Genomic DNA, 20,705 nt, shown 5'->3' with positions numbered 1-20,705 from the left:
TAATAAAGTTTAAATATAAGTTGCATAATTTGCTTTTTTGTTTAGGCTGATATAACTGATGGAAAGGGGTATCCACATGCAACTTCATCATACACAAAGCGGAAAACAAAACAATCATCTTAAATGGTCGGTAACTATTTTGCTCAGTTGGGGAACGTTCGTTTTTGCTTTGTTTTTTGCTACTTTAATTGGTACAATGGCCCGCCAATCAGGGGCTTCCAAGCTTTTGCAGCAAGGTATCCAAGCAGGTTTAGTAACATTAATTACTGTCCCGTTGCTCTACATTCTTCTTAAACGGTTTTCTAGTAGTTCATTCTACTCTATCGGACTTTCTGGATGGCGGGAAGCCATACCAAAAGCCATTATGGGAGCAATGTATGTAATTGTCCTATCCGGATCTGGATTTGCTATCGCCCATTTATTGGGCTGGATCAAAATTACACAATTTCACTTCTCTGGCCAATTAGTTACAGTATTGCTCTTAAACATGATGATCGCTTTCTTTTATGAAGCTTTTCCTGAGGAATTAACTTTTCGTGGGGCGGTGTACTATGCTCTAAACAGGCGATTTAATTGTTTCATAGCCTTGCTCCTACAGCCGATCTTATTTGTGCTTGCACCATTAACAGTAAGTGGTTTGCAATATATAGCAGGAATTGAATCACCTGCTATCACATTAGATTATATTGTTTTATTGTTGTTTTTTGGATTCATCCTTCAACTCCTGCGTATTGTAACAAAAAGCTTATGGACGTCTATAGCCTTTCATCTAGCCTTTCTCGGAAATTCACGGTTCTTCGTCCTGCAGGGGGATCAACGTTTTATTACCTATGAAGAAATTATTCCAGGAATAGGAGCGCTGTTTGTGATCTTTTTTATGTTGCTTATTGTCGGTACTCTACTGCTAATACCTGCAATAGTAGCTCGCTGGCAGCGTAGAAATAAGAGAAATGGCCAAGATGATTAATATCTGAATGAAACGGAAGTTTTATACACAAAAGTATAGAATTGTTTACTGTGAAAATGGTAACCTTTATGAATGAGAATATATTATGTGAAAAAGTTTTTTTCATTTGATACTGTTTACAGGACTTTCAAACATTATAAAATCGAATTATCATGCGACCATAATGGATACTGGGATTATTTTGTAATGGGTTGAATGGAAAGAGAATGCTGATTCAAGAGTAAGGGCTGAAGGGTTTATACGGGGTGTTATTCCGGAAAATATATGTAAAAATGGTTAAAGTAGATGAACGAAAAAATTTTTGAAAAGGGGTGACAGGTCATTAAAAAACTAGTTTTGCTTTCCAGCTTTATGGGAATCCTGTTATCAATCGTTGGACAATTATTTGGGATCTTATCTGATTTCTTTATTCCGGGAAATGCTCGGTTTATAGGTGTTATAGCGGGAGTTCTTATGTTACTTAGTTTGAAGGCAAGAAGTGTAGCAGTGCAATCATTTATCGTAGGATCAAGTACGGTGATAGGAATTATGGGTGCAGGAATTTTATATTTTCCAGCTGCAGTTATCAATATCCTTATTGGTTTCGAACTTAACAAAAAGATGAGAGAAGGAAACACTAAAGAGTATGTCTGAATAGATTGCTTTTTGTTTAAGAATGTAGAGAAGAATTGTGGCATAAAAGTAAAGTAATAATCGTTTTATTCAGAGTGAGGTTTATATGGAATTAAAATTTTACAGGCCACTTAGAACAAATGAAGTCGAGTTTTTTCAGGTAATACAAATAGAAACTTCAGATATTTATGGTTATATCTTAATTGTTGATTCAAAAAGAAAAGAAAAGCTGTGTGATAATCCAGTTTTAATTGGTATAGAGGATGAAAATGAATACGAGGGTTCCTCCAACTTTCTTCAGGTCATTGCATTCACTGAAGAAAGATATCTTGATGACTTTACAGCTGATACCTTTTCTTTTATAGATGGCCTGTTAAACATGAAACCAGATTGTCACTTCTTTATTAAAGAACACGTATATAAAACCAATTCTGAGTTGCTGGACTTTGATTTTCCTTTTGATATGACACCTATTATGGACTTCATTAAACCATATGCACTAGAGATAAACAAAGACATCAAGCTTAACAATATTAGCAACAGTGATTTCAATTACCTTTCACAAAAATAATTGAAAAAAATGAAGGTGAAAGATGATAATTGATTTTTACTAATTCAGAATTGCTTGGCTTTACTTTGAAGGGAGTCGAGTAAGATGGATAAGAAAAAGGATGAAATACAAAGAAAATATAGGGAACAAATGAGAGAGAAGACTGAACAAGAAAAAGAAGATAGCAGTTCACATACTTTTGAGATTGTTATTGTACTAGCCATCATTATCTTAATGTTTTTCTTTAATTCAGTATTTAAGGCTTTTTAGATAAAAAAATCCTCTTTGGTCAGCTGGAAAAATTCAAGGTGGAAAAAATTGATCATACATAAGCAATTATTATTTGAATTTTGCCGAAATATAAGCACTATACAATTGTATTACAAAAGCACCTCGGAAGTAGCTTGCTCATCAACCTAAACGCCAGCCATTAAAGCTAATGTCTCACATGCAGACATTAGCTTTTTCATTGTTTAATAGACTGCCGTCAGGATCCTAGAAGACGCATTCTTAAGCCGTCTCCTGTCATACGAGGCCAACATCGACAAGGAAAAAGTTAGCTTTAAAAATTCACACTTTCTGTCGTGAAAATCTAAATGTATTCATAAAAATGCCGCAGCATATCAGCAGTGCGCCGATGATGATGTTTACGGTGATTTGTTCGTGCAATTGCAACCATCCAAAGAATAGAGCCAAAACGGGAACGAACATTAATGCCATGGATGCTTTTGACGCTTCGATTTGATTGAGCACCCAAAACCATACGACAAATGTAAAGCCTGTAGAAAGCAAACCATTAAACAGCAATGACCAAACCGCCTGATATGACCACTTGGCTGAATGGACCGGCTCCAATATAAAGGAAAACACCAACAACATGACGGCTCCCATCAGAAGGTGCCAGGCATTCATATGAATGATATCGATATGCTTGAATTGAAGCTTGCTAAACACATTCGCAATTCCCCAGCTAAGCGCTGCCGCAAGGACGCACAGTTCTCCAAATAAAGCGCTTTGATCGACATTCAGCATTTCTTTTCCAAATATGAATAAAAGTCCGAAGAAGCCGCTTATCAGCCCGATCGTTTTATATACATTCATTTTCTCGTTTAATGTAAAATGGCTGATCACCGTAACAAATATAGGCATCGTATATACCAAAACAGAGGTTTTCCCTGAATCGACAAACTGCATTCCATACGTTAAGATCCCCATATAGCCCAGGCCCATCAGCAGGCTCATGATGATATAGCTTTTGACATATTGTTTTCCAATTGAAAGTTTTTTTCTTTGAATGAAGAGAATGAGAAATAAAGGAATCGCCCCGATGAACAGACGCAATGCAGAAAACAAAAGCGGAGGAATGTCATGAATTCCCACTTTCATCGCAACCCAAGTATAGCCCCAAATAAGTGTGACAGATATGATTCCCAGCATGACTTTTACCATTAATAAGCCGCCTTTCTTGTTTAAATATCGTGCTGGTTTCTATCATATGTTACATTTATATATAACTGAAATACATTTTTATTATCGGGGGTATAACCAAATGGTTATGAATATGAACCATCTTCACATATTTATAAAAGTCGGGGAGAAATTGAACATTACAGAAGCGGCAAAAGAATTGTTCATCTCTCAGCCGGCAGTAAGCAAAGCGATAAAAAACCTCGAAAACTCGCTCCAGCTCAAATTATTGATCAGGGATAAACATCATGGTTTAGTGCTGACTGACGTCGGAAAGGAAATTTTGCTGCTGGCGAGGCAAATGAAGGGGATTGAAAGCAAAATATATCAAGTAGCCAACAGGGAAAACAAGCTGTTAAGCGGGAAGGTGAAAATCGGTTCATTTCCTGCTGTTTCAACAAATATCATGCCGCAGGCGATTGCGGCATTCAGATCAAACTACCCGCTGATCCGCATAGAATTGGTCGAGGGGACCTCTGATCAAATCAAAGGATGGGTCGAGGATCGGACGGTTGATATTGGGATCGCGGCATCTCCATTTGAACCGTTTGACTATAAACTATTATGTAACGACTATATGGTGGCCGTCATCCCTCCGCAAGATGAGGAATTAAAACAGGAAAAGCATGTCGACCTCAATACATATCAAGATGACCTTATTTTTTGCAAAGGCGGTCATGAAATTGCAATGTCAAACACGTTTCAGCAGCACCATATTGAATTAAAGGAAAGCTTGACTGTGCAAAATGCCGAAACCTTGATCAATATGGTCAAAAATAACTTGGGCATAGGCATTATTTCAAACTTTACACTTTCATCTGTTCCGCATCAATTGATCAAAAAAGACATCATTCCCAGGATTACCCGTGATATTGGCGTCATCGCGCACTCATTTGATGAAATAACGCCGGCGGCGCATGAGTTTATCAAGGTATTGAAAGCTGTCGTCATCTGAATCCGTAGTCGTAATAAGGTGGCTCTAGTCAAGAAGAGGAGCGTAAAAACTCCTAGTTTAAGACGTTTTATAAAAAGAGTTCGAAGACTTTATTAATGTTCTTAGAGGATGGCCAAAGACGGTGAGCAAACCCTAGAGGAAAATGAATACTCATCGGTAGAGTTACAAAAAAGAAAAAAGCAACAATTCGAACGTTGCTTTTTCATTTTATTTGGTACTTTATACGCTAGGAGAACTTCAACCTAAAAAAGGTTCATCAATCTCTGTCTTTGTGGGATTCTGTTCCTTAACTTGTTTTAACGTCGCTACTATAAGAAAGCTGACAATTACTAATAAGAGCCATGAACTCACCTTTCCTAGATGAACAAGACTCCATGCCTCGGTTTGATTTGGGTATTTCCAAGCCCCAAAAAATGTTGCGATATTTTCTGCTATCCATATAAAAAATCCGATAAGCACAAAAGAAAGTGCGAGTGGCATACGGTAACGGGTTCCATTTACCTCGTATATGACCCATGTTTGCCAAAAGACAATGATGACAAGTCCAGATAACCACCAGCGAACGTCAATTGAATAATGATGGGTGAAAAAATTTAAATAAATTGCAGCAGCAAGCAGAACAACTGCAAAAAACGGCGGCCACTTAACCAATTCAACCTTAAGTCTCCTCCACGCCTGGCATAGATAACTGGCTACACTTGCGTACATGAAGCCGCTATACAAAGGGACCCCGGAAATTTTGGAATATCCTTCTTCTGGATAAGACCAGGAGCCCATGTGTACTTTGAAAAGTTCAAGAGCAAGTCCAATAAGGTGGAACAATGTAATCACCTTTAATTCATCCCGTGTTTCTAGACCGGAACGCACCATCCACCACTGCATGAGAACACAGATGATGAGCAGCCAGTCATACCGTGGCAAAAAAGGAAGAGGGATGAGTTGTGTAATAGCCAAAGAGGCAAAAATAACGACAGGAAACAAACATGAAAGTGCCTGTTCCCAACCAAAACGAACGAGTTGTTTTAAGGCTCTCATGATGTGCGATTCCTCCAAAGGGTTTTTCTGAATATATGTAAGGAACGCTTCGTATAGCAGCTAAATGGAGATAGGGTTACGTCCATAGAATCACCACCAAATCACTTTGTTTTTTTATGTGTCTTCTTCACTTTGGTATTCCAAAATATCTCCGGGCTGACATTCTAGAGCCTTACAAATTGCTTCTAAGGTTGATAATCGAATGGCCTTTGCTTTTCCGTTTTTTAGTATGGAAAGATTAGCCATTGTGATGCCGACTCTCTCCGAAAGTTCTGTTACGCTCATTTTCCTTTTAGCAAGCATTACATCAATATTGATAATAATTGCCATGTTCATCACCTCAGACTGTTAAGTCATTTTCTGATTTTATATCAATTGCTTCTTTTAAGAGTTTTTGAAGAACAGCAGCAAAGACCGCAATCACCATTGAAGCAAAAATAATGACCAATCCGATGACTATGATACCCGGGGCGTCGTCTATCTCGGCCATCAGATAAAAGACCGGCAGGCCTGCTGCAAATAAGATACTGATTGTGACCGCACAGTGTTTTATATTCCTTAAAGCTTTTACGGAAATTTTAGAGAAAGCTTTGTTCTTGTCAATATAGCTTAAAAGTTTGAAAGCTTGATAAAGAGCAAAGTAAAAGGGTATCGCCGTCATATACAAATAGATGAAAATAAGATATTTCATATAAACGATAGTAGGAAATAATTCTGCTGCATAATTGGCTATCTTAGGCACCACAAAAATGCACAAAGCCAGAATCGGAATTCCAATAAGAATAACGGAAATCTTTAAAAATAGTGTTGAGACTCGATTCATAAAAAGCACCTCACTGATTTGTTGTCATTCTGAATGTAACACGATATTTATCGTTTTACAATAAAAAAGTATTGAAATGAATTATATTATTGTTGTTATAAGGGATCTTTTTCATTTTAGGATAAGACAAAAAAAGCATTTCTCATTCCAGGGAGATGCTCTATCATGTTTAAACCTGTGCAAACGAATTGAACCATGTGCTTCAGTCAGCTCGGGGAATTGGTGTGAACTTGATCTTGAAGGGTTTTTTTATTGCTCAAAAATAAGTGAATCTACATATTCAAACAAACGATGGAAAGAAATACATCAAAGGATAAGCTGCTGTTCATACTAATGGTCGGGAGGTAAACCGACTTATGATACAAATTTGGATCACTGGTCTTTTATTATTGGCTCAACCGAGCGGGCCGCCTGACAGCTTAACGGTCACACAGCAAGGAAGGACGATTGCTACTGTTAACCGTGAAAATTTCACAATGCCTCTTCCCGGTACCCCGATGATTGACCATGAAAAGTACCGTAAATTCATCGAACAGCTGGATCGGCAAATTTACCGGGAGCCGAAAAATGCTGTGCTTAACGAACAGGGAAGCATCGTCCCGGGCAGGGTTGGTTACAAACTGTATCAACAGGCATTTATGGCAAAGTTTTATGCTTATTTCTATGGCCAAGGCCCCTCCAAGGTAGAAGTGCCGGAATTGAACATTTATCCGAAAGTGGACAGCGAAATGCTTGCTCACATCAGTACCCAGCGGCTCGGTCAGTACGTAACATATTTTAATTCGAATAATAAAAGCCGTTCACATAATATTTCTCTTTCTGCCAAAGCGATTGACAATCATGTTGTGTTCCCTAATGAGACATTTTCATTTAACCAGGTTGTCGGAATGAGAACTCGGGACAAAGGATACAAGAGTGCGCCCATTATCGTAAAAGGTGAGTTGTCTGAAGGTGTAGGCGGAGGAATTTGCCAGGTATCATCTACACTATTTAATGCAGTCGATCGCGCAGGGCTGCGAATCGTTCAGCGCTATTCTCATACAAGAAGCGTGCCGTATGTTCCGCCTGGACGTGATGCTACAGTAAGCTGGGGAGGTCCTGACTTTCGCTTTGAAAATCAATATAACCAGCCAATTCTAATCCGGGCAAAGCAGCATGGGGGAAGTATGGTTGTTACACTATACTCTTCTGATGTGGTCAATAACCAACTGAGAAAAGTTCCTAAAGCCCCATCTCAAATACCGAAAGAAATAAATGCCGAGCGGCAATAGGATACCATTATTGGACAAGTGAATGAAAAAGAAAGGAGGGATAAATGAAGTGAAGAAGGTATTATTTTTCTTATATGTAATATTATTTGCGTTTACTTTTGTTCAATCAAAAGCGCACGCCCTTACTTTTACGGTGTTGCCCATTACACAGAAAACAGAACAGTGGTCAGTAGAAGTAAGTGAAGCAAAAAATGCAAAGGAATTTGCGGCACCTAAGAAAGGGAAATATAATGTTTATTCCTTGGAAGTCAGAAATATTGGGAAAGAAGCAGCTACGGTGGATGTGCAATTGTATAGAAATGATCCTGATTCAATCACAAGGTTTTCACTTTTTGGATGCCCCGATGAAAATTGTGTAAAACATAAAGAGGATGCTAAAACGTTAGCTGAAAGTTTAAACGATGGCTCGCCGTTGAGGTTCAAGCATTTTATGCTGGCAGATAAAGCCTCTGAATTAGAAGTTGTTATTATATGGACGCAAAAGGGGCAAGAAGGACGCCATTTAAAACAGACATTTAAATTCACTGAAGATGGCGTTAATTAGGCGTTATAAATTTGCCAGTCCTAGAAATAAAATATTCATATTTCTTATATAGATGAGATGAATCACCATTAAGCATACTGCAAAGAAAGGGAAGAGGGAGAGTAAAACTGATAAGATGGGATGGTTTTGATGATTAGATCCATTACTTTGCCAGAGGAAAAAACGAAAATAACAGTTGGAAAACCAATCAAAGATGAGTCAAACGTCAAAGTTACTGCAATTTTTGACTATAGAGAAGAACCAGAAGAAGCTTTTTGGATACACTTATCTGATGGAAGTGAAATGTTTGTCGACGATCACAAAGTCTTTATTGAATACGAATAGAGAAGTATTGAATTGAACAAGCAGTTGAATCACTTCCTGCGCATTTTAGCCTGACATTGTAAAGATAAAGACTGTTACACCTTTGAAAAAGCAAAAAAAGCACCCCAGTTATTCATTAAAGCCGTTAATTTCAAAATTCTCTATGTCGAGATTTAGGTTTTTCAATTGTTTCAACAGAACTTCAAATTTTAAACAACCCCCATTTTTTAATTCTTCTAGTATATTTTCAGGATGAGCAATTTTCATCCCGGACTCAATCCATTGTTTGCGATACAATTGAAATACCGCCTCAATTAAATGATCCGGAGTGAAAATAACCTATTCTTACATCACGATCCCCATTGTAGCCAAACTCAAAATCGCAACTTCTGAAGCAATCTTGCTCATCTAAACCTCTCTGTCTCCAAATTCATCTCACAAAGATATTATCACAGTCATAGGGTATTTTTGTTAAAGAATGTAATCATTTTGAAGGTAATTGACTCAATGAAACAAAACATGCATTAAAGAGCATGTTATAAGTTTTAATCTTGTCCCTGTAACGCTTTAATTTAAGTTCTCTATCAGTAACATTTTGACCCCATTTTCCTACTAAGTATGAGGGAAGTGAGGAAAATCATGAGAAAAAAGAACAACATTAAATGGAAGTTGATAATTGCTGTATTGTTAATCATCTGCATCGTAGCAATCATTGTAATGATCTCAGGAAACAAAGTGAAATATGAGGGCAGCGGAAGAAGCGGACTGTGGGTTTCTAACCTTGAAAAATCAGACAAGACGTCAATTGGACCTAATTACTTTCTAAATTTGTATTGGCAGGGGAGTAAGAAAGACGAGAAAAGGACTGTTGTTGAAAGAATTACTCTGTATGTAGATGGCAAAAAATATCAAGATGACAACATAAATGAGTACGACTTATCAGAATACACTGGTGAAGAAATGCCAGGTGGAGGACACATGGAGGACCACATCGCTACCTCTGATTATATGCCTGAAGATGAAGTGATAGGACATGATGTATTAGTGAAAGTAGAGTGGAAGACAGGTCAGAAAAAACAGACAGAAGAAATCATATTACATAAGAAGCCATGGTATAAAAGATAGCTTATTTGCTGAATTCTAGGCACAACCATATAAGATCATGCATAGGCTGGAATAAAGTCTTGTTCATTTCTAAAGAGGTGCTTGCTATTGGAAAAACAACCAATCAATCATGAAGACAGAAACGTGCCGCAGCCTATTCGAAGTGATGGAGCTGGAGCTATTGATGCGGGTCCGCGAAATATGATGCGGGATATTCAAAATCCAAATATACTTGTTCCGCCTGTTACAGACGAAGGTATGATTCCTAATTTGAGATTTTCATTCTCAGATGCTCCCATGAAATTAGATCACGGCGGCTGGTCACGAGAAATCACCGTCAGGCAGCTTCCGATTTCAACTGCAATTGCAGGAGTAAATATGAGCTTAACTGCGGGAGGAGTACGCGAACTTCATTGGCATAAACAAGCGGAATGGGCTTATATGCTTTTGGGACGGGCTCGTATCACCGCTGTTGACCAAGAGGGGCGAAATTTCATTGCTGATGTTGGCCCTGGCGATCTATGGTACTTTCCCGCAGGAATTCCGCATTCTATTCAAGGGTTGGAACACTGCGAATTTCTCCTCGTTTTTGATGATGGAAACTTTTCTGAGTTTTCAACGTTAACCATTTCAGATTGGTTTGCACACACGCCGCTCTCTTCCTTCAGAACAAGTCTATATCTATCAAGGGAATGTGCCAGGACCAATAGACAGTGAAGACATTCAGTCACCCCACGGGAAAGTCCCCTTGCCCTTCAAATATGAGTTGTTGAATCAAACCCCCATTCAAACGCCGGGTGGGAGCGTACGAATTGTAGACTCTTCTAACTTCCCGATTTCTAAAAACATAGCGGCAGCACTTGTTCAGATTGAGCCTGGCGCGATGAGAGAGCTTCATTGGCACCCCAATAGCGATGAGTGGCAGTATTATCTGACAGGACAGGGACGCATGACAGTATTTATCGGGAATGGGACTGCCCGCACATTTGATTATAGAGCAGGCGACGTTGGATACGTGCCTTCTAATGCTGGACATTATATACAAAACACTGGTACAGAAACGTTATGGTTTTTAGAAATGTTCAAAAGTGACCGCTATGCAGATGTGTCACTTAACCAGTGGATGGCATTGACGCCTAAAGAATTAGTGCAAAGTAACTTGAATGCAGGATCAGTATTGCTCGATTCTCTGCGTAAGAAGAAGGTCCCTGTTGTCAAATATCCCGGCACGTAAAGAAGGTAACCGATCAAACAACAGCTTTCATATTATTAAGATAAAAACTGTAATAAGGAAGAATTTGGTCATGCGTATTTCATGAATACAATAAACAGTAATTTAATCCCTATGTATACGTTATGTAGGGTTTTTCTGCTTGCGTAGTATAGTGATGAGCTTTAAAATGTTTGTGTGGAAATGATAACCATTCTAGTTGGTCATTTATAGCAATTTTCAAAATTCGATTTTGCTATAACAAAAAATCTCATAGCCTATCTTTATCTATTCAATCAGTTGATTACGTAAAATGAGATTGGCTTTAATACGGGGGGCGGGAATGAAAGCACTCACTTTCATATCCAGTTTTACTGCTATTGGAACCTCAATATTGGGGCAATGGCTAGGAGTGCTGGATGATTCTTATGCTGTTGGTAATGCTTGGTTTATAGGTGTTTTAGCTGGATTGATTACACTTCTCATTTTGATTGACAGTCAAGTTATGACAAAAAGTTTCATAGTAAGCTTAAGCACAATTTCAGGCATTATGGGAGTAGGATTTTTATATCTCCCAGCTGCAATCATCAACATTTTTATAGGTATTAAACTTGAAAAGAAAAAGAAAGAAGAAGACCTTAATTGAAGGCAAAATCATAATGTATTTCTTAGGCGGTGAAGTGTATGAATTTACCCACATGGACTTATATCATATCTACAATCATAGGTGCTGCAGGCTTCATAAGTTTAATGTGTTTCAGCTCTTTTTACGATAAAACTGAAAAGTAAAGCGATTTTCATTCTAGATGTTACAAAACACTTTGCTTTTTCTGCAAAGGATTAAGATGTAATAAGAAATGTAAACCCTATCATCTGAAGGAGTTTACATTTCTTATATATAGTTTACATAATATTATTATTTTAAATCCGCCGCATAAAACGACCTAATTGATCTATGTACTAAATATTCATTATAACTAGAGTGGATTTGCACTAAGAAACAAAGCTTTTTACATAATCTTATTATAGTAGCTTCATCACTACACACGATTCTGTACATCAAGAAGCGCAGGTGAATTATTCTTAGGTGAGTTCACTAAAGGTGAAACCTGATATGCTTCCATGTCATCAGCATCATAAGGCAGCAGTAAGCTTTGCAGATCATCAGAATCTGTATTTAGAGGATTCAGCCACTCTTTTTCTTGATCATGAGTCAATATAACCGGCATTCGGTCGTGTATATCTTTCATGAGTTCATTAGGCGTAGTTGTGATGATTGTACAGGTGTAAAGAGGGTCCCCTTGATGTGTTTTCCACTTTTCATATAAGCCGGCAAACGCAAAAAGAGCGGATGATTTCAGTTTGATCCGCATCGGAATTTTGGTTTTGGGATCAAGCCGTTTCCATTCATAAAAACTGTCGGCTGGAATGATGCAGCGTTTGCTGACAAGCGGTTTCCGAAAGGCCTGTTTCTCGGTTATTGTTTCAGCTCGAGCGTTGATCATTTTATAGCCGATCTTTTCATCTTTGGCCCAGGGAGGAATAAGACCCCATCTAAGTTTGCCGAGGCGATTATTTGCTCCATCATTGATGATTGCCAGGATGTTTTGTGATGGTGCGACATTATAACTTGGATGGTATTCGTCCTTAGGCAAAAATTGATCGATGTCAAACTGGTCAATAATATCTTCAAATGTAGAGAATAAAGTAAACCTGCCGCACATGTTCATCATCCTTTTTTTGGGTTATTTGAATATTGTACAGGCTGGATACATGAAAATCAAAAATGCGAAATGGTCGATGGGAAAGAAGGAATGCGGGACGAACGTTTATTCAATAGAGTGTCAGAACAATTGTACAAATTATGTTTATTGATTTTAAGATTCTGTAAACTTGATTGAATGGATATTCCATTATTTGTATAATAACTTTATAGCATAGATTTTACAACACTAATGCGATAAGGAGGAAAGTGAAATGAAGAAAATTGGGTTTGCTGTTTTGATATCATTTTTCGTTTTTATCAGCTTAGTTCCAACAGTTGATGCTGCTGTCATTGATCATGACAAAGTAGTAGGGTTCAATGAAGTTACCCCAACCACTATTTCTCAAAAAGCCGCGAAACGGTTCCAGCCGTATTTGAAGGTTTATAGCGGCTGTGTACCCTTTCCGGCAGTAGATGCACAAGGCAATACGAGTGGCGGGTTAGAGCCGACTGGAGCGCCTGAAGGGCATTGCAGCAAACATACTGGACAAGTTTATTCACGTTCAACCTGGTACAACGATGTGTGGGCAATGATGTATGCTTGGTATTTTCCGAAGGATGAGGCTTCCCCAAGATTGGGGCATAGACATGACTGGGAAGGAATCGTAGTTTGGATCGACAATCCGGCTAATCAAAATCCTAAAGTTTTGTCAATTGCATACTCTGGACACGGAAAGTTTACAAATGTTCAACCAAATGAAAGGAATATGAAGGATACACATCCTTTAATTGCCTACGATAACACATGGCCATTAAATCATGCATTACATATTAGTGATCAAGTAGGGGGCACTCAGCCATTAATTGGGTGGGAAGACTTAACTCCGGCAGCGAGGAATGCTTTAAATACAACGGATTTCGATAAAGCGAATGTCCCTTTTAATGATCCTAATTTCATGAATCATTTAGAAAAGGCATGGTTTAGATAATTCATGAAGTATGGTGCTGGATCAGTCATTAGATTGGTTCAGCGTTATCATGACAGGATGCAGGAACTGACCCCAAAGACTTATTTATTAAAGTTTATATTGATCAAAGTTCCCAATTCCAATATATTGAAATAAAAAGGCTGGAGGAAACAAAATGAAAAAGTTTTTAATGTTAATCTTAGCTTTGTTTTTGATGACAATCCATGCAGGGAATGCTTCAGCAGCTATTGTGAAAAATGAGGAAAAAGTAAGTTTTACGATGACAGAAAATCAAAAAGAGTTCATGATGTCCGATGAGTCAAATCCAAATAGGTTTCCGTCTCAGTTCGGATATCGATTCACAATTTTTGATGCAGAAGGATGCACGCTTCATGCTAGAATATTTCGCCTGTCTCTATCAGGAAATGAAATCACGCTAAGTGAGAAAGATTTCACAGGCAACCATTTCGATTTCAGTGCAACTGATCAAGCAGAAGCGATGCCGTACAAAAATCATTATTTAGAGTTAACGAAAGGTCAGAACTGTGGAGAAGTTAAAGTTAAAGGTTTATACGGTTATCAGTTTGATAATGTATACGAATATTGATAAAAGTTTGAATGTGAAGGCCGATCAAAAACGGGGCCTTTTTTTACTGTCTAAAGATAAGAATGAAAAGGGCATTGATCAATTGTTTTTTATGCGTAGAAAACTCTGATATGGGTATCTATGGCGGGGGCAAAAAAATTTAGAGCCAAGCTTTCTTTTCTTTTGTCTCTGCAGTTTAAATGATGTAGAGAAAAGATGATTTGTTAAAATAAATATATAGTCACGATAACTCATTGCGAGAGGGGAATGTTTATGTCCAAGACAGCGATAGTTACGGGTTCTGCAGGAGGATTAGGAAGGGGCATCGCAGAGAGATTATGTAAAGATGGTTTTCGTGTAGTGCTGCATGATATCAATGAAGCAATGCTGCAGGAAACTGTTTCAGATTTCAAAAAGAAACACGTTCATGTGATTGGAGTGAAAGGTGATGTATCGAAACGTGATGACCAATTCAATTTGGTGAAAGAAGCAGTAGAGCAATTTGGTCATTTGGATGTTTTTGTAAACAATGCGGGTATTGAAGCTGTTTCACCATTTTTGGAGATAACCGAAGAACAGTTGAATAGATTATTTCAGGTTAACGTGAATGGAGTTGTCTTTGGCACTCAAGCAGCCGCTGACCAGTTTATGAAACAAAAAACTAACGGCAAAATCATTAACGCATGCAGTATAGCTGGTCACGAATCATTTGAAATGCTTGGCACATATTCAGCGACGAAGCATGCGGTAAAGTCTTTTACACATTCAGCTGCTAAAGAGCTGGCGAAGTATAAAATAACAGTGAATGCATATTGTCCCGGAGTCGCAAAAACGAAAATGTGGGACAGAATTGATGAAGAAATGGTAAAACACAGTGATGATTTACAGCCAGGGGAAGCTTTTGAAAAATTTTCTTCCGAAATAGCCCTTAAAAGATATCAAACACCTGACGATGTTGCTAATTTGGTATCATTTTTAGCTTCAGATGCCTCAGATTACATTACCGGTCAAGCGATATTAACTGATGGCGGTCTAGTTTATAGATGATAAAAACAAATGACATTCAAAAAGAAGAATCTATTTTGTTGAATGTCATATGGATTCATTTTAGTTGCGAAAAACTGGTATAATAAGAAAACAGGTTGAAAAGTTATTGTGAAAAAGAAAATACGCTTTTGGTAAGAATGATTTGACTGGCCCTTGACTTGATGGAGTATAATAAGGTCGCTTAAAAATAGCCTATAAGTATAAAAAGAGGCTCGGCGTTTTTTACGCAGGCCTCTTTTGTGTCAGTAGCCAAATACAAGAGTTGTACTTTGTGATCCGGCATATTTTGTGACAAATTCTTTTGTATACTCCGGCGTTTGGACACGGTAGCTGTAATTAGATCCGGGATTCCAGGAAGTCAGCGGAGAGGTTTGCTTGTTGAGAGACGGGTAACTGCCTATATCTTTAAAATAACCAGTGCCCTTGTCATCGAGGATTCCGCCTTTTTCACTGCCTTTCCCAAAGTAATTATATTCGGAATATATTTTTGCTTTTGTAGCAATCGTAATCGCCTGATTAAAATTGTTGCTGTAATTGTTTTTAACATGAAAGTATCCGTATCTCATGAGACCCGGGCCTCTTACATACAAGTTCTCAAAATAATTGTTGGCGATTGTCATGTGGGGATAGCCGTCATATTGATGCTGCGAATCATCTGGGTATCCTAAAATCAAACCGTATTTATGATTTGCGAATTTTGAGTTGCTGATGGTAATATAATCTGCTGCTTTTCCGATATACAGGAGTTTGTCCAAATCACTACCGCTTGCACTATAGCTGTGGCCTGAGAATGTGACGTGGTCAATCCAATAGTTGATGCCGGAATCTAAATAAAGCTGGATATCATTATTTCCATTAATCTGCGGACTGTGTTCAAATGTCAGATTTTGAAAAATGACGTTTCCAGAGGCAGATGAAGTGGTTAAATAAATATTTTTCAGCGTTTTTTTCGCGTAAGAGCCTACGAGTGTTTTATTTGAGCCAATGGTAACTGTTGTTTTCGAAGATGCGGAAAGATCATTTTGAAGCACTAAAATTTTCGGAGTGGATCCTCCTAGATGGGTTTTTAAATCATTTACGCTTTGAATGTAAACAATCTGACCGTTTTTCCCCCCAGTTGTGCTCGCTTTAGAAATGCTTTTTTCATTTTTAGCATTTCCAGCGAATCCTAAAAGGCCATTCGTTGAGGTATTTGGAAAATCGACAGCTCCAAACGCTTTACCAGGCAAGAGAACCAATAACAAACTGAACACAGCGAACCATAAACAAAATCGTTTCATTGCATGCTTCCTTTCAAATGTAATAGTTTCCTCGTAAGGATTATTATTACAGTAAATAAAAAGGAATGATAGGTTCAATCTTCCTAATTAATGCTGGATTATTTAAAATACAGATTGCGCTAAAAGACACACTAACAATCAGAAAGGGTTGATGCACCGTTGACTGCAGCAGCTTATCGAAACACCTTGCTTTCACTTCTATGTTTAACAGCTGGAATCGTGGATGTAATCGGGTATTTAAGCCTGGGACATGTGTTCACAGCGAATATGACTGGAAATATTGTATTATTTGGGTTAGCGATCGGCAAATCTCTTCAAGTCACAGTTTTTAATTCTTTGACTGCGCTAATCGGATTTATATGCGGCGTAATGATTTCAACACTGATGGTCGGAAAGGCAGAAAATACCCTTTGGCCTTCTGCTGTGACAAAAGCGCTGGCACTTGAAGCATTCATTTTGTTCGTCTTTGCTTGTCTTTCTTTTTATTCAGTTTTTGTTCCTGTATACATCCTTATTATTCTCTTGAGCATTTCCATGGGGATTCAAACAATAGCAGCCAAAAAGCTCGGGGTCGCAGGTATTTCTTCAACTGTGTTGACAGGAACATTGGCTTCTCTTTTAGAGGATTTGTCCGGCCGTTTGTTTTTTAAGAAGCAGACGAAGACATTCTTAAGAGATGCTGTGTTAAGGGCGCTGGCTATTATCTTATATTGTGTGGGGGCCATTATTGTAGCTTTAGCTGAGCCTGATTTTTATGACATCATCATTTGGGTTCCGATTGTGCTGATATTTGGCATCATGATGACAGCTAAGTTGAAACTGAGCGGGAAAAAATAAATGTCTCCTGCTTAGCTGTTACGAGGTTTATTGCGATGTGAAAAAATAGCTCAGCATAAACAAGTAATTCGGCTGATGTGCATACTCATTCATTTGTATTGGCTTTTTCATAAAAACCCTTCCTTTGATATATGAATAATAGTGAATCTGTCTTAAAATCATCTATGAATCTATTTCCTCTTTCAAACCAGATGGATTGAGTCTTACAATGATAATGATTCTCATTTGAAGTCTGGGTGAAGGAGGACATGTATGAAAAAAAATATCAGTGCAATTGTTGGTGTGGTTTTGTTGATGATCCTTTGTTTTTCCCCGCAAGCTTCGGCAGCATATGACGACCTGCATGAAGGCTATGCAACGTATACAGGGTCAGGTTATTCAGGGGGAGCTTTTCTGCTGGATCCCATACCTTCCGACATGGAGATTACGGCAATAAATCCCGCAGATCTCAATTACGGGGGAGTGAAAGCGGCACTTGCAGGCTCTTACTTGGAAGTCGAAGGGCCAAAAGGAAAAACAATTGTCTACGTTACCGATCTGTATCCTGAAGGCGCTCGGGGAGCTCTTGATCTGTCACCTAATGCCTTTCGTAAAATCGGTAATATGAAAGACGGAAAAATTAATATTAAATGGCGTGTTGTCAAAGCACCTATCGCCGGAAATTTCACGTACCGGATCAAAGAAGGCAGCAGCAGGTGGTGGGCTGCAATCCAAATCAGAAATCACAAGTATCCTGTTATGAAAATGGAATATGAAAAGGATGGTAAGTGGATTAACATGGAGAAAATGGACTATAACCATTTTGTCAGCACTAATGTAGGGACAAGCTCTCTGAAAGTCAGAATGACTGACATCCGCGGTAAAGTTGTGAAAGACACCATTCCGAAGCTTCCTGAAAGCGGAACGTCCAATGCATATACAGTGCCGGGCCATGTACAGTTTCCCGAATGAAAAATACGAAACAGCGGACCTTTTCCCGCTGTTTTTTCATTTCGTTATATGAATAGATTAGATATCAATCATTACTATCTGCATGTAAAAACGCTTTAATCATGTTCACTTGCTGCTGCTTTGGATAACTGGTGTACAGCCTGCTGGAAATCCGAATAGGATCTCCGAAAAAGTATCTTTCGTAGTGAGTTTGCCTTGTGCCGAATGAACTCATTGTTAAATCCCACGCCAAACGGAAAATTTTCACACGCTCTTCAGCGTTTGTATTAGTTGCTTGGAGGTATTGGTCAAGATCTTCCCGTATCTCTGAGTCAAACGCATTTTCTGTCGGCAGCGTCACCATTCCGCTAGCGCCAATTAATTGTATGATTTCAGTAAATCGCGGATATAGAGTAGGAATGATCGTACTGATGACTTGAAGAGGAATCAAACTGGGACGCATATAGCCGAATTCATCTAACTGAGCGTCATTTTCTGATTTGTCAATGAGTGCTTTGATTGTTTCCAATCCAACAATAATTTCAGAGAGCTTTTCTTGTATGTGCTGGTATTCAGAAACATTAATGGTGTCGACCAAAAGTTGTGCAACACCTAATAGAAATTCAATTTTAATCATTTGCCTAATGACGACCTGATGAAAGGTAAAGGCATGAAAAGAGCTTTTTGTCATGAAATCTTTTGCTGCTTCAACATTATCGTAAAAAAACACCCGATCCCATGGCACTAACACTTGATCGAAAACAACAATTGAATCCATTTCTTCATACCTTGAGCTTAAGGGATGATTAAAGGCCGACTCGCTTAATACAAATGATTCTCTAGTGATAAATTTGATGCCTTTTGTATTAGAGGGAATCGAAAAAGCAAAGGCTTCATCCGTTTCAAAGAAAAATTTAGGTGCTGAAAAAACTAAGATTTCATCCGTTAATCCGCCTTGGGTAGCTAGCAGACGCGCGCCATGTACAATTAATCCTTTTTCGGTCCTATCAATGACTTTAGCAGATATCGGTTTTTCACTGAAGCCAAAATAGGATTGTGACCGGTTCACTTGGGGGGTAATGAATGTATGGGTAAAGGAAAGATCACGCTTAGAAGCTTGCTTATACACGTCTAGTATATGTTCCGGAAAACATTTATCTCGATCTCTAAAAAGCTCTGCTGACGATGCAAAGCTCATCATCACCGTATTCATGTAATCCGGACTTCTTCCCATCATTCCATGGGTATGTTTAGCCCAATGTTCAATCATGTTCCTTCTTTTTTTCAAATCGCTCTTGGTTTTAGGTTGGAGATAGGACAGACCGATTCGATCATGATCTCCAGGAAGGCGATAAGTCAATTCATTCATTAACTCATCCTTCGTTTGCAAATCATAAAGCGAGCTTTTCGTTTTGAGTATTCCTTTAAATGCAGGATGGTCAGAAATATGACCCTGTATTTTCTCGCCATCATACCATATTTCGTTTTCTAGTTTATTCAATCGCTCAATGAATTCTTTTCCATTGATGATCCCCATTTGACATTTCGCTCCTTCGAATCATGCTGCGTATTGTTATTATATTTTCGAAAGAACAGCCTGTTCAGCCAATTTGAGATAGGAAAAGCCTTTTTTAGTATCCCATATAGAAAAAACGAAAAGGAGAATTTAAAATACAGAAGTGGAATCATCACAGGAACAGCTTAATTTAATAGAGGAAATCTCAAGAATCTCTATTCCAGTTGGCGGAAGAACTTCAAACCGCCATTCATCGTTTCAGATATTAATTAGGTTACATCACGTTAAAACCCCATCTTATTCGGTGGGGTTTTTACAACATCGTTACAGTGGTTGTTTCTAAAAATCGGAACTAACTTCTTTCAAGTTAGCTCCGTTTGAATGACTAGTCCAAATTTTGATCAATAGTCCCTTCAAAATAATCATCGCTCACCTGTTCATGAGTTTCAGCCAATCCTTTTTCCAATTGCGTGGATCCTTTATAATCTGAGGGGTCGAAATATTTTCCAGCCACATCTGTGGTGTCATTTATGTTTTCTTTATTATGATTTTGAGTTTCAGCGTTTGCATTTTCTGTCTTACCACTTTCATTTACAGTCTGCTGAAAATCATATTCCTTGTCAATTGAAGAAAATCTTTTGTAGTCATCCGGTCTGTCTGCTCCATTTTTTTGAGTCACTTTACTCACTCCAGATTATTGAAATTTAATTGTGTCATATCAAATTAAGGTAAAAAAGTTTATTTGTTTCTTTTAGGATCAGAACCATGTTTTTTAGGGTCATCTACTTTAAAAGCTGTTTCAGTCTCATGGTCATTTCTTATTTGCTCCATACTTGAATTTTGAATTCCTTTTTTACTCATTGGTGTCACCCCTTTACGAAAAGTGTTGAATATCAACTCTTCTTATTCTGTCTGTTAGGCAGGTATTCATTCGCTTTTTTTCACTGGTTCTTTCCATTAGGCAAGAGAGTAAGTTTCATGTCAGTCATATTATT

The 20,705-nt window shown here is 38.2% G+C and carries 23 protein-coding genes and 2 pseudogenes; 15 read left to right on the top strand and 10 right to left on the bottom strand.

The window, feature by feature from the left end; genetic code table 11:
* Positions 1 to 76: 76 nt before the first annotated feature.
* The 3 genes from M0696_RS10185 (at position 77) to M0696_RS10175 (ending at position 2,399) form a co-directional block, all read left to right on the top strand.
* Entirely contained in the window at positions 77 to 967 is an 891-nt protein-coding gene (locus tag M0696_RS10185) for a CPBP family intramembrane glutamic endopeptidase (RefSeq protein ID WP_222142976.1), read from the top strand.
* Between the two features lie 718 nt (positions 968 to 1,685).
* A complete protein-coding gene (locus M0696_RS10180) occupies positions 1,686 to 2,150 on the top strand; it encodes a hypothetical protein (RefSeq protein WP_248601941.1) in 465 nt (154 codons plus the stop codon).
* 84 nt (positions 2,151 to 2,234) lie between these two features.
* Positions 2,235 to 2,399, top strand: coding sequence for a hypothetical protein (locus M0696_RS10175; protein ID WP_148961642.1), 165 nt, complete (start codon positions 2,235 to 2,237; stop codon positions 2,397 to 2,399).
* A 300-nt stretch (positions 2,400 to 2,699) separates the two neighbouring features.
* Here M0696_RS10175 and M0696_RS10170 read toward each other — a convergent pair whose 3' ends face one another.
* Positions 2,700 to 3,578 carry a DMT family transporter gene (locus tag M0696_RS10170; RefSeq protein WP_222142974.1) on the bottom strand — a complete coding sequence of 293 codons (879 nt, stop codon included), beginning with the start codon at positions 3,576 to 3,578 and terminating at the stop codon, positions 2,700 to 2,702.
* Between the two features lie 100 nt (positions 3,579 to 3,678).
* Between M0696_RS10170 and M0696_RS10165 the strand changes: the two genes are divergently transcribed.
* Positions 3,679 to 4,551: a LysR family transcriptional regulator gene (locus M0696_RS10165; RefSeq protein WP_222142973.1), complete on the top strand. Its 873-nt coding sequence runs from the start codon at positions 3,679 to 3,681 to the stop codon at positions 4,549 to 4,551.
* A gap of 237 nt (positions 4,552 to 4,788) precedes the next feature.
* Here M0696_RS10165 and M0696_RS10160 read toward each other — a convergent pair whose 3' ends face one another.
* From M0696_RS10160 to M0696_RS10150, 3 genes are all read right to left on the bottom strand, one after another.
* Entirely contained in the window at positions 4,789 to 5,586 is a 798-nt protein-coding gene (locus M0696_RS10160; RefSeq protein WP_166852269.1) for a DUF817 domain-containing protein, read from the bottom strand.
* A 114-nt stretch (positions 5,587 to 5,700) separates the two neighbouring features.
* Positions 5,701 to 5,916, bottom strand: a complete 216-nt coding sequence (locus tag M0696_RS10155) for a helix-turn-helix domain-containing protein (protein ID WP_166852272.1) — start codon at positions 5,914 to 5,916, stop codon at positions 5,701 to 5,703.
* Positions 5,917 to 5,926: 10 nt separating this feature from the next.
* Positions 5,927 to 6,409 (bottom strand): DUF2975 domain-containing protein, encoded by a 483-nt coding sequence (locus M0696_RS10150; protein WP_222142972.1) that lies wholly within the window; start codon positions 6,407 to 6,409, stop codon positions 5,927 to 5,929.
* 356 nt (positions 6,410 to 6,765) lie between these two features.
* Here M0696_RS10150 and M0696_RS10145 point away from each other — a divergent pair, with 356 nt between their 5' ends.
* From M0696_RS10145 to M0696_RS10135, 3 genes are all read left to right on the top strand, one after another.
* Entirely contained in the window at positions 6,766 to 7,680 is a 915-nt protein-coding gene (locus M0696_RS10145; protein ID WP_166852278.1) for a VanW family protein, read from the top strand.
* A 49-nt stretch (positions 7,681 to 7,729) separates the two neighbouring features.
* Positions 7,730 to 8,224, top strand: coding sequence for a hypothetical protein (locus tag M0696_RS10140; RefSeq protein ID WP_166852281.1), 495 nt, complete (start codon positions 7,730 to 7,732; stop codon positions 8,222 to 8,224).
* A gap of 129 nt (positions 8,225 to 8,353) precedes the next feature.
* Positions 8,354 to 8,548, top strand: coding sequence for a hypothetical protein (locus M0696_RS10135; RefSeq protein ID WP_140393587.1), 195 nt, complete (start codon positions 8,354 to 8,356; stop codon positions 8,546 to 8,548).
* A gap of 108 nt (positions 8,549 to 8,656) precedes the next feature.
* Here M0696_RS10135 and M0696_RS10130 read toward each other — a convergent pair.
* Positions 8,657 to 8,912: pseudogene (locus tag M0696_RS10130) on the bottom strand (hypothetical protein); the annotation flags it as partial.
* A 254-nt stretch (positions 8,913 to 9,166) separates the two neighbouring features.
* Between M0696_RS10130 and M0696_RS10125 the strand changes: the two are divergent.
* From M0696_RS10125 to M0696_RS10115, 3 genes and pseudogenes are all read left to right on the top strand, one after another.
* Positions 9,167 to 9,652 carry a DUF4944 domain-containing protein gene (locus M0696_RS10125; RefSeq protein WP_166852284.1) on the top strand — a complete coding sequence of 162 codons (486 nt, stop codon included), beginning with the start codon at positions 9,167 to 9,169 and terminating at the stop codon, positions 9,650 to 9,652.
* Positions 9,653 to 9,733: 81 nt separating this feature from the next.
* Positions 9,734 to 10,865: pseudogene (locus tag M0696_RS10120) on the top strand (oxalate decarboxylase family bicupin).
* A 319-nt stretch (positions 10,866 to 11,184) separates the two neighbouring features.
* Entirely contained in the window at positions 11,185 to 11,487 is a 303-nt protein-coding gene (locus M0696_RS10115; protein WP_166852287.1) for a hypothetical protein, read from the top strand.
* A gap of 394 nt (positions 11,488 to 11,881) precedes the next feature.
* Here M0696_RS10115 and M0696_RS10110 read toward each other — a convergent pair whose 3' ends face one another.
* Positions 11,882 to 12,565 (bottom strand): SOS response-associated peptidase, encoded by a 684-nt coding sequence (locus tag M0696_RS10110; protein WP_222142970.1) that lies wholly within the window; start codon positions 12,563 to 12,565, stop codon positions 11,882 to 11,884.
* Positions 12,566 to 12,818: 253 nt separating this feature from the next.
* Between M0696_RS10110 and M0696_RS10105 the strand changes: the two genes are divergently transcribed.
* From M0696_RS10105 to M0696_RS10095, 3 genes are all read left to right on the top strand, one after another.
* A complete protein-coding gene (locus M0696_RS10105) occupies positions 12,819 to 13,535 on the top strand; it encodes an NPP1 family protein (RefSeq protein WP_222142969.1) in 717 nt (238 codons plus the stop codon).
* A 154-nt stretch (positions 13,536 to 13,689) separates the two neighbouring features.
* On the top strand, positions 13,690 to 14,121 hold the full coding sequence (locus tag M0696_RS10100) for a hypothetical protein (RefSeq protein ID WP_222142968.1): 432 nt from the start codon (positions 13,690 to 13,692) through the stop codon (positions 14,119 to 14,121).
* Positions 14,122 to 14,373: 252 nt separating this feature from the next.
* A complete protein-coding gene (locus tag M0696_RS10095) occupies positions 14,374 to 15,147 on the top strand; it encodes an acetoin reductase (protein WP_248602741.1) in 774 nt (257 codons plus the stop codon).
* 242 nt (positions 15,148 to 15,389) lie between these two features.
* On the opposite strand, the gene M0696_RS10090 is transcribed toward M0696_RS10095, so the two are convergent.
* Positions 15,390 to 16,427, bottom strand: a complete 1,038-nt coding sequence (locus tag M0696_RS10090) for a polysaccharide lyase family 1 protein (protein WP_248602740.1) — start codon at positions 16,425 to 16,427, stop codon at positions 15,390 to 15,392.
* 159 nt (positions 16,428 to 16,586) lie between these two features.
* Between M0696_RS10090 and M0696_RS10085 the strand changes: the two genes are divergently transcribed.
* Positions 16,587 to 17,264, top strand: coding sequence for a YoaK family protein (locus M0696_RS10085; RefSeq protein WP_166852305.1), 678 nt, complete (start codon positions 16,587 to 16,589; stop codon positions 17,262 to 17,264).
* A 252-nt stretch (positions 17,265 to 17,516) separates the two neighbouring features.
* On the top strand, positions 17,517 to 18,215 hold the full coding sequence (exlX, locus tag M0696_RS10080; RefSeq protein ID WP_222142965.1) for an expansin ExlX: 699 nt from the start codon (positions 17,517 to 17,519) through the stop codon (positions 18,213 to 18,215).
* A 64-nt stretch (positions 18,216 to 18,279) separates the two neighbouring features.
* On the opposite strand, the gene hpaB is transcribed toward exlX, so the two are convergent.
* From hpaB to M0696_RS10065, 3 genes are all read right to left on the bottom strand, one after another.
* Complete coding sequence (gene hpaB, locus M0696_RS10075) at positions 18,280 to 19,731, bottom strand: 4-hydroxyphenylacetate 3-monooxygenase, oxygenase component (protein ID WP_248602739.1); 1,452 nt, start codon at positions 19,729 to 19,731, stop codon at positions 18,280 to 18,282.
* A 364-nt stretch (positions 19,732 to 20,095) separates the two neighbouring features.
* Entirely contained in the window at positions 20,096 to 20,389 is a 294-nt protein-coding gene (locus M0696_RS10070) for a YozQ family protein (RefSeq protein ID WP_248602738.1), read from the bottom strand.
* 59 nt (positions 20,390 to 20,448) lie between these two features.
* Positions 20,449 to 20,571 (bottom strand): biofilm-forming protein, encoded by a 123-nt coding sequence (locus tag M0696_RS10065; protein WP_166852317.1) that lies wholly within the window; start codon positions 20,569 to 20,571, stop codon positions 20,449 to 20,451.
* Positions 20,572 to 20,705 lie beyond the last annotated feature (134 nt).

It is taken from the genome of Bacillus rugosus (assembly GCF_023238245.1).
Taxonomy (GTDB): domain Bacteria; phylum Bacillota; class Bacilli; order Bacillales; family Bacillaceae; genus Bacillus; species Bacillus rugosus.
This window is presented reverse-complemented; position numbering and strand designations above follow the sequence as displayed.

Coding starts and splice junctions, on each gene's coding strand:
- M0696_RS10135 (WP_140393587.1), top strand. CDS start 8,354: ATGATTAGATCCATTACTTTGCCAGAGGAAAAAACGAAAATAACAGTT.
- M0696_RS10175 (WP_148961642.1), top strand. CDS start 2,235: ATGGATAAGAAAAAGGATGAAATACAAAGAAAATATAGGGAACAAATG.
- M0696_RS10100 (WP_222142968.1), top strand. CDS start 13,690: ATGAAAAAGTTTTTAATGTTAATCTTAGCTTTGTTTTTGATGACAATC.
- M0696_RS10095 (WP_248602741.1), top strand. CDS start 14,374: ATGTCCAAGACAGCGATAGTTACGGGTTCTGCAGGAGGATTAGGAAGG.
- M0696_RS10160 (WP_166852269.1), bottom strand. CDS start 5,586: ATGAGAGCCTTAAAACAACTCGTTCGTTTTGGTTGGGAACAGGCACTT.
- M0696_RS10150 (WP_222142972.1), bottom strand. CDS start 6,409: ATGAATCGAGTCTCAACACTATTTTTAAAGATTTCCGTTATTCTTATT.
- M0696_RS10065 (WP_166852317.1), bottom strand. CDS start 20,571: ATGAGTAAAAAAGGAATTCAAAATTCAAGTATGGAGCAAATAAGAAAT.
- M0696_RS10145 (WP_166852278.1), top strand. CDS start 6,766: ATGATACAAATTTGGATCACTGGTCTTTTATTATTGGCTCAACCGAGC.
- M0696_RS10165 (WP_222142973.1), top strand. CDS start 3,679: ATGGTTATGAATATGAACCATCTTCACATATTTATAAAAGTCGGGGAG.
- hpaB (WP_248602739.1), bottom strand. CDS start 19,731: ATGGGGATCATCAATGGAAAAGAATTCATTGAGCGATTGAATAAACTA.
- M0696_RS10180 (WP_248601941.1), top strand. CDS start 1,686: ATGGAATTAAAATTTTACAGGCCACTTAGAACAAATGAAGTCGAGTTT.
- M0696_RS10170 (WP_222142974.1), bottom strand. CDS start 3,578: ATGGTAAAAGTCATGCTGGGAATCATATCTGTCACACTTATTTGGGGC.
- exlX (WP_222142965.1), top strand. CDS start 17,517: ATGAAAAAAAATATCAGTGCAATTGTTGGTGTGGTTTTGTTGATGATC.
- M0696_RS10110 (WP_222142970.1), bottom strand. CDS start 12,565: ATGTGCGGCAGGTTTACTTTATTCTCTACATTTGAAGATATTATTGAC.
- M0696_RS10105 (WP_222142969.1), top strand. CDS start 12,819: ATGAAGAAAATTGGGTTTGCTGTTTTGATATCATTTTTCGTTTTTATC.
- M0696_RS10185 (WP_222142976.1), top strand. CDS start 77: ATGCAACTTCATCATACACAAAGCGGAAAACAAAACAATCATCTTAAA.
- M0696_RS10090 (WP_248602740.1), bottom strand. CDS start 16,427: ATGAAACGATTTTGTTTATGGTTCGCTGTGTTCAGTTTGTTATTGGTT.
- M0696_RS10125 (WP_166852284.1), top strand. CDS start 9,167: ATGAGAAAAAAGAACAACATTAAATGGAAGTTGATAATTGCTGTATTG.
- M0696_RS10155 (WP_166852272.1), bottom strand. CDS start 5,916: ATGGCAATTATTATCAATATTGATGTAATGCTTGCTAAAAGGAAAATG.
- M0696_RS10115 (WP_166852287.1), top strand. CDS start 11,185: ATGAAAGCACTCACTTTCATATCCAGTTTTACTGCTATTGGAACCTCA.